The following is a 7,562-nucleotide window of genomic DNA, read 5'->3' on the forward strand; positions in this document are numbered from 1 at the left end:
TACTGGTTCAAAGCTGGCAAATCATTTAATGATAGACTCATTAACGCTTTCGCTGTTCAGTTTTCAAAGAGCATTTTGTCCGTCGCTCTTGAGGCGACTTTTCTATCTTATCATACCACCTGGGCTTTTGCAAGAAGTTTTTTTTAAAAATCTTGTTCCGCTCAGCGGCGACAATTCAATACTTTATCAAACAATCCCCAAGAAGTAAATAGCTTTATGTAACTTTTCTTCTTGAAGTGTTGCTTCAACCGAAGCGACAAGATGTATCTTATCACGTATTTTTAAACAGCACAAGAGGTTTTTATAATTTAAATAAACTTTTTCAATGAAAGTGAAAAAGAGGCGAATCAATCGCCCCTCTCAGCTACTGTTCCATCACTCTTACTATAGATAAATGTCGAGCATCGACCAAATTTACGATCTTTCCACCCGTTTCGACCATAGGCCTCGTCGGATGATTATGGTCTGTAAATACGATCTTCCCGACTGTTCCATCACTTAGTTCAACTAGCGTCCCTATGGCAAATTGAGTGATCCCATATACGAATGTCCGAACAATGGTGGGATCTAACTTGCCAAAGCTATCCTGCACTAATTGCTCCACTACTTGATAAGGAGATAGAGCCTTTTGATGCACACGATCAGAGCTCATTGCATGATACACATCTGCGACAGCAACAATTTTACTATATAAATGTAGCTTTGAACCAGGTAAACCTAAAGGATAGCCTGAGCCATCCTCCCGCTCATGGTGTTGTAAAGCCGCCAGTGCTACGCCTTCACTTAACCCGTGCGAGGATTTTATAATTTGATAGCCATAAACCGTATGCTTTTTCATCTCTTCGAACTCGTCTGCTGTAAGCTTGCCTGGTTTCTGCAAAATTCGCCGATCAATTTTCGTTTTCCCTATATCAAGCAATGTACCAGCCAGTGCAACCTGCATCCATTCCTTTTCAGGCACCTTGATCCATTTTGCAATCATATAAGAAATAATTCCAACCGCTATTGCATGCTCATAGGCATAGCTATCCATCCTTGCAAATCGGCGAAGGGAGAGGAGAACTTGTGGCTGCTGTTGAAACTGGGTAATGATCGGCGTAACAACTTCTCTTACTTCCATAACCGGTATGTTATTGCCGCCTTGTACGCGGGTCATCAAATTTTTCAGTGTAGACACTGCTTTATCAAATGACTCCTGAAACGCAGGCTTCACATTAGTAAACTTATCAGAAGCTTCTGGCGTATCTACCCTAGCTGGTTCACCTTGGTCAGTCCAAGCCCCTCCTGAATCCTCTACTTGTACCTGCTTGATCATGAACGCTTCTAAGAATTGAATTTCTCTTTCATAGAGAGGGGTCCCTTTTGCAAAAAGAATGCCTCCCAATGCTGTAAATACGTCTTCAGCCAATTTCGCTCCAAGAGTCAGTTGTTTCACTTCCACATTGGGCAACCTGCTCACCACCCGATCCAACTTGATAATGATATAGTTTCCATTTCCCAATTTTACTCCAATCCGAAACCATTTGCAGGAAAAAAGCACTGCCTATGATAAACTTTCTGCATTTGCACGAAAAAAACGCCCCGCAATATACGGGACGCTTTCTCGGTAACTTACTTTATTCTTCCGTCGGTTCGGTAGGCTCGGTCGTTTCAGCGGTTTCCGCGCTTGATTGATCTGCCATTCCCTCTTCCACATCTTCATCAGACATATCATCTTCTTCAGTTGGTGGACACTTGGCAACTGAACCGACCTGCTCATTTTCTGAGAGGCGGATCAATTTAACGCCCTGCGTGTAACGCCCCATCACGGAAATACCTTTCATTTCCGTACGAATGATGATACCCGAAGTGGTAATAATCATCAGATCTTCTTCAGGCTCAACTACTTTTAGACCAACGACCGGACCGCTTCGATCCGTTACATTGTGTGTCTTAATTCCCTTACCGCCACGAGATTGAATGCGGTATTCATCTACAGGCGTCCGTTTTCCGTAACCATTCGCCGTTACAATGAGCACTTCTGCATTTGGTTTGATAACGTCCATATCGATGACATCATCATCGTCGTCAAGGGTAATTCCCTTCACACCGGTAGCGTTACGTCCCATGGTGCGTACGTCTCCCTCATTGAATCGGACGGACATACCTTTGTGAGTACCCATGATGATTTCTTGTTGGCCATCCGTCAGACGAACACCAATCAACTCATCATCTTCGCGCAGGTTAACTGCAATCAGTCCGCCTTTGCGAATGTTTTCATAGGACTCCAGCGTGGTTTTCTTAATAATCCCCTTCTTGGTCGCAAAGAACAGGTAATGTTCCTGATCGAACTCCTTCACAGGGATTACCGCACTCACCCGCTCCCCTTTTTCAATCTGAATGAGATTAATAATTGGGGTACCTTTCGCTGTCCGGCTCAGATCCGGAATCTCGAATCCTTTTAGGCGATAAACCTTCCCTTTGCTCGTAAAGAACATGATGTAATCATGCGAGTTGGTAATGTACAGATGCTCGACAAAATCGTCATCCTTGGTTCCCAACCCCTGCACGCCACGACCACCACGTTTTTGAGAACGATAGGTGGAAACAGGCAGACGCTTAATATAGCCGTCATGCGTCAGGGTAATGACCACATCTTCCTCTGGGATCAAATCAGCATCTTCGATATGATTCTCATCGAAAGTAATTTCTGTGCGTCTTGCATCGCCAAACTTCTCTTTGATCTCACCCAGCTCATCGCGGATGATCGCGTAGATTTTGGCTTCGTCTGCAAGAATAGCACGCAGTTCTGCGATTTTTACCATGAGCTCCTGGTACTCGTTCTCGATTTTTTCTCGCTCCAAACCAGTCAGGCGTTGCAGACGCATATCGAGAATCGCCTGTGCCTGTTCGTAAGACAAGGAGTAATTTTCCATGAGTCCTGTGCGAGCTTCTTCTGTGGTTTGGGAGGAACGAATCAAGCTGATAATCTCGTCAATATGATCCAACGCAATGCGCAAGCCTTCCAAGATATGCGCACGGGCTTCTGCTTGCTTCAGATCATACTCGGTCCTTCTGCGGATAATGACGCGTTGATGCTCCAAGTAGTAATAGAGCATGTCACGCAAATTCAATACACGCGGACGACTATCAACGAGTGCCAGCATATTCACACCAAATGTAGACTGCATTTGGGTATGCTTAAACAAATTGTTCAAGACAACCTTAGGAATGACGTCACGGCGCAACTCCATGACAATACGCATTCCTTTACGGTCAGACTCATCACGAAGGTCAGTAATGCCTTCGATTTTTTTCTCGCGAACAAGCTCCGCGATTTTTTCCACGAGTCTAGCCTTGTTGACCTGATAAGGAATCTCCGTTACAATGATGCGCGGTTTTCCTTTCCCATCCTCTTCAATCTGGGTTTTGGCGCGCATAATAATGGAACCGCGGCCTGTTTCGTAGGCACGACGAATACCACTGTAACCGAGAATCTCCCCCGCTGTAGGGAAATCAGGTCCCTTGATGATCTTCATCAAATCTTGAATCGTAATATCAGGATTGTCGATCATGGCAATAACGCCATCAACAACTTCCGTCAGGTTATGCGGCGGAATATTGGTAGCCATACCTACCGCAATCCCTGATGCCCCGTTCAAAAGCAGGTTCGGGAATCGAGAAGGCAATACAACCGGCTCTTCTTTGCGTCCGTCGTAGTTAGGAATGAAATCGACCGTTTCTTTATCAATATCGCGCAAAAGCTCCAGCGCGAGCTTGGAAAAACGCGACTCCGTATAACGCATCGCCGCAGCCGGGTCACCGTCTACAGAACCGAAGTTCCCTTGCCCTTCAACCAGCATATAGCGCATGTTAAAATCTTGGGCCATACGTACCATCGCTTCATAGATGGAAGAGTCACCATGCGGATGGTAGTTCGCCATAACTTCCCCGACAACGTTTGCCGATTTACGGAACGGCTTGTCAGGAGTAAGGCCCATATCGTGCATGGCATACAAAATACGCCTGTGAACAGGCTTCAAACCATCGCGAACGTCAGGCAAAGCCCGACTGACGATAACGCTCATCGCATAGCTAATGAACGATTCTCTCATTTCGTGGCTAATATCGACTTTGGGAAACCGAGCAGTTTCTTCTGCCATAAAGGGTAAACCTCCAACTGGTTATCACAATACTTCATTATACCATATAGAAAGAGGACACGTCCAAAAAATCCAGCCGAATCAATCCGTTTCCTCGGATTTCCCCTCAATTTTAGTCGTACACTCACGAAATTCGTAGACTCCCTATATGTTTTAGTCCTGTCTTCCATTTCTTTTCAGCTTTCTCGCTTACCCAAGTACACTGGTCAGCACAAAACAAAAAGGCCCCCTACATACTGGCGCCTGGAATTTCACGTATATTTTATCGTCTTTTACAGCTTCACGACCATTTCCAATTCGGAGGAGCGAATGATTGTCTTCGTATCGATCAACAATCCGAACGTAATCGCGATCATCTGTAGTAGTTTTCTCATGGTGAATCCCTCCGTTTCATGAATGTACTTTGATTTTACAAGGAATATGCACACCGTCCTATCGATTTGGGTTTCATATTCCTTACACTATTGTAAGAAACGTAGGAAAGTATGGGAAAAGTGTGGGAAATGGCTTTACCAACTGCCTAAGTCGCTTTCAAGATGTACAATGAAGGTTAGAATCAAAAGGTTTACGGAGGAATCCCATGAAGACCTTACATGTCGCAATCGTAGATGATGACGCTAATATTCGTCAGATCGTTGAAGCCTATTTACAAAAGGAAGGCTATGTTACATCTGCAGTTGAATCGGCCGAAGCGGCTATTACTTTAGAGCAAGTAAATCCTCCCGATCTATGGGTATTGGATATCATGCTCCCTGGTATGAATGGATATGAGTTTTGTCGTCGAATTCGTGCTGGCTCTGAAACGCCAATCATCATGGTCTCCGCTCGTGACGAAGAAGTAGACAAAATTCTTGGACTTGAGTTGGGGAGCGACGACTATCTCACAAAGCCATTTAGTCCTCGTGAATTAGTTGCACGCGTGAATCGGGCACTCCAGCGCTGGAAACATATGCGATCTCATGCAGAGGAATCCCCGTTCCTTGTGAAAGAGCAAAAACCGGAAGAAGCTACTGACAATGCTCTTATTTTAGATAAGGAAAAACGGTTGGTATATTCTTTTGGAGAAGAAGTAGAAGTAACCTCAAAAGAATTTCAGGTGCTTAGCCTTCTGTCTGAGCATCCGGATCGTGCCTTTTCTCGTGATGAGCTGCTCTCTCTTGTATGGGGGTATGATTATTTTGGAAGCGATCGGGTTGTTGACGACCTCATTCGTCGCATCCGAAAAAAGCTGGATAAGATCCCTCTCGAAACGGTTTGGGGCTTTGGCTATCGCCTGCGATCTGTGGAAGGAACGAAGGAAGAATGAGTATCCATTTTCGTATTACATTGATGTACACTCTTCTCCTCTGCCTTGTCATGGGGGTATCAACTGCCCTGATTCATTCGTTTTTGCTTGATAATTTGATCGAGCAGCAAAAGAATGAATTAAACTTAAAGGGTCGATTCTGGATTGATAAAATGAACGAATCCAATGCCAAGATTGAAACAGAGGGAGTCGCAGAGCTCGAAAAACTTCTCGTCTCTAATCGCAAGGTTGAGGTCTTGCTCTTAGGGAAAAAGAAAAAAGTACTTTATACATCTCTCCCTTCTTCCAATCTGTATGAGTGGATGGATGCACTCGATCGAAAAGCAGAGAAACGGCAAAATCGAAACATTTGGATGGTCGGCAGCGATGATTACGTGGTTGTAAACCTCCCTTTTAAAAATGACGAAAAACAACGCCTCATTCTTGCCTCTCCTGTACGTGGACTAAAAGACGTACGTATGGAAATAACGAATAACATCTTACTCATCGTCATGATTGGAGCCGTATCTACGATTCTACTGAGCTTTTTTATTAGCCGTAGTATGGTGCAGCCACTCCATAAGTTGACGCGAGAGATTAAAAAGGTCCAAGCTCGGCGTTTTTCCGACGTTCAACTCATCCCAGCTCGTGGTGAGATTGCTGAAGTCTCCAATAGTGTTTACTCTATGGCCCAGGAGCTCGATCGTTTTCATGAAATCCAGCGACAATTTTTACAGAATGCTTCCCATGAGCTAAAAACCCCTCTTATGTCGATTCAAGGTTATGCAGAGGGGATTCGCGATGGCATTTTTGTCAATGAAGCTGCTGAAAAAGGTTTTGATGTGATCGTCGAGGAAACCAATCGGTTGAAGCATATTGTGACTGAAATTATATTGCTAGCCAAGCTTGAAGGCGAAGAGAATTTATTTAATCCTTCTTGGCATTCCGCTACCGATTTGGTCACTCAGGCGATCGAACGATTACATCCTCTACAGCTCCAACACAATGTCAGCATTTCTGTACTTCCGACTAATAACAATGACATCTTGTACGTGGATGAAGGAAAGTTTCTCCAAGCACTACTGAATATCATTGGGAATGCTTTGCGCCATGCAAAGGAACAAATCACGATTGAGATCGAGCCAGGAAAACGTCAACTGCAAATAGAAGTACGAGATGATGGTGAGGGTATTCCAGAAGAACTTCTCCCTCATTTATTTCATCGTTTTGTGAAAGGCAAAAATGGTGATGTCGGACTGGGATTGGCAATTTCCCGTGCGATTATCGAACGTTCTCACGGCCGTCTCCAAGCAGAAAATGGCCCACTTCACGGAGCTGTTTTCCGTATCATCCTTCCATTGCATCAACAACCTGAAAACTAACACCCGAGTGATCTAATTTCCACTCGGGTGTTTTCCATTCCGCCGATACATTTACCGCTACATATGCCCGGAAATTTTTACATTGAGCGCGTTCCTTCCAATCCGCATAACCATGACAGAAGCGATCAAGCAAAATACGCCAGCAATAATGAACATGATGAAGTAAATGTTCAACATGGTATAAATGACACCACCGCCATAAGCGGCAACAGCAGCGCCTAATTGGTGTGCAGTCAATATCCATCCAAATAAGATTCCTGATTGCTGTCTGCCAAAAAAATCGGTCGTCAGCTTAAGCGTTGGAGGAACGGTGGCTACCCTTGCAGCTGTCACCGCTAGAATGCCGTACCGCTTGCTGTCAATATTTTCATTACCAATCCTCGTTGCTTCACAAACCAGCGATTTGCGATTTACGAACATCGCTCCCAATACGGAAGCCGTACATCCTGAACCCAGTCCAAAAACGACTCCGCAAAGTACAGTCAGCTGCCAAGATGCCTGCATCCAAGGGAGCAGAACGAATCCCAGCTCCGATCAAGAGAATAAAAAAGGTAACACCCGCAATGAAGAAGCTAGAAATTTCAGATATAAAAATATGTATTTTTACAATGGAGCACGCGCACTCATGCAAGAAGTATAAATCAATCATACAAAAAAACCATCCGAGTTGGATGGCTTCTTTTATTCCCTGAAAACTGGATCTGCATGATCAATTGCTAAATTTGTGGATAAGTCCTCGACCGATTAGTATTC

At 44.5% G+C, this 7,562-nt stretch carries 6 protein-coding genes; 3 read left to right on the forward strand and 3 right to left on the reverse strand.

The genetic code is table 11. The annotated features are described in order from the left end of the window. A partial coding sequence (locus AB1L17_RS31005; protein WP_412848790.1) for a hypothetical protein occupies positions 1 to 208 on the forward strand: 208 nt, incomplete at its 5' end. A 156-nt stretch (positions 209 to 364) separates the two neighbouring features. Here the strand turns inward: AB1L17_RS31005 and AB1L17_RS31010 are convergent. Both AB1L17_RS31010 and gyrA read right to left on the reverse strand, forming a co-directional pair. Then, on the reverse strand, positions 365 to 1,450 hold the full coding sequence (locus AB1L17_RS31010) for an HD-GYP domain-containing protein (RefSeq protein ID WP_412848789.1): 1,086 nt from the start codon (positions 1,448 to 1,450) through the stop codon (positions 365 to 367). Between the two features lie 166 nt (positions 1,451 to 1,616). Further along, complete coding sequence (gyrA, locus tag AB1L17_RS31015) at positions 1,617 to 4,142, reverse strand: DNA gyrase subunit A (protein WP_412848788.1); 2,526 nt, start codon at positions 4,140 to 4,142, stop codon at positions 1,617 to 1,619. A gap of 580 nt (positions 4,143 to 4,722) precedes the next feature. Here gyrA and AB1L17_RS31020 point away from each other — a divergent pair. Together AB1L17_RS31020 and AB1L17_RS31025 are read left to right on the forward strand one after the other, a co-directional pair. Continuing rightward, a complete protein-coding gene (locus tag AB1L17_RS31020) occupies positions 4,723 to 5,448 on the forward strand; it encodes a response regulator transcription factor (RefSeq protein ID WP_412848787.1) in 726 nt (241 codons plus the stop codon). Next, complete coding sequence (locus AB1L17_RS31025) at positions 5,445 to 6,809, forward strand: sensor histidine kinase (RefSeq protein WP_412848786.1); 1,365 nt, start codon at positions 5,445 to 5,447, stop codon at positions 6,807 to 6,809. The genes AB1L17_RS31020 and AB1L17_RS31025 overlap by 4 nt, the downstream gene beginning before the upstream one ends. 57 nt (positions 6,810 to 6,866) lie before the next feature. Here AB1L17_RS31025 and AB1L17_RS31030 read toward each other — a convergent pair whose 3' ends face one another. Next, on the reverse strand, positions 6,867 to 7,313 hold the full coding sequence (locus AB1L17_RS31030; RefSeq protein WP_412848785.1) for a hypothetical protein: 447 nt from the start codon (positions 7,311 to 7,313) through the stop codon (positions 6,867 to 6,869). Positions 7,314 to 7,562 lie beyond the last annotated feature (249 nt).

This window comes from Brevibacillus jepli, from assembly GCF_047229145.1.
Lineage (GTDB): Bacteria > Bacillota > Bacilli > Brevibacillales > Brevibacillaceae > Brevibacillus.

What these genes read in the sequence shown, in the direction of transcription:
- gyrA (WP_412848788.1), bottom strand. Translation starts at nt 4,142, where the DNA reads ATGGCAGAAGAAACTGCTCGGTTTCCCAAAGTCGATATTAGCCACGAA.
- AB1L17_RS31020 (WP_412848787.1), top strand. Translation starts at nt 4,723, where the DNA reads ATGAAGACCTTACATGTCGCAATCGTAGATGATGACGCTAATATTCGT.
- AB1L17_RS31025 (WP_412848786.1), top strand. Translation starts at nt 5,445, where the DNA reads ATGAGTATCCATTTTCGTATTACATTGATGTACACTCTTCTCCTCTGC.
- AB1L17_RS31030 (WP_412848785.1), bottom strand. Translation starts at nt 7,313, where the DNA reads ATGCAGGCATCTTGGCAGCTGACTGTACTTTGCGGAGTCGTTTTTGGA.